Annotated in this window: 1 protein-coding gene; it reads right to left on the bottom strand. The window is 60.7% G+C overall.

Annotation, left to right across the window (positions count from 1 at the left end; genetic code table 11):
* Positions 1–34 precede the first annotated feature (34 nt).
* Positions 35–318 (bottom strand): hypothetical protein (locus AC0L20_RS40490; RefSeq protein ID WP_473295744.1); only part of this gene is annotated, 284 nt, incomplete at its 5' end.

Genomic DNA, 318 nt, shown 5'->3' with positions numbered 1-318 from the left:
TGCTTCTCCACACCTTGAAAGCCTGCTCTACGCCTCAGCGCAGGATCATCGCCAGGTACTGCGCCAGGTGCATCGGTTGTCGGCCACTGACGTTGCGTATTTGCCCCCGGCAACTGAATCCATCGGCCACAACCCGGACGTCCTCGGGCAATTTATCCAGGTGCGGCTTGAACTCCTGCTCACCGATTATCTTGGCGATGGGTGCACTTTTTTGATGGTAGCCATAGGCCCCGGCAACCCCGCAACAGCCTGGGGGGATCAGCCCGCCCTTAACGCCCAACTGCTTGAGTACCGATTGCTCGGCGCCGAGCCCGCCAC

It is taken from the genome of Bradyrhizobium sp. Kon58, assembly GCF_055807455.1.
The sequence above is the reverse complement of the archived record's forward strand: the minus strand, read 5'-3'. Positions and strand labels throughout refer to the sequence as shown.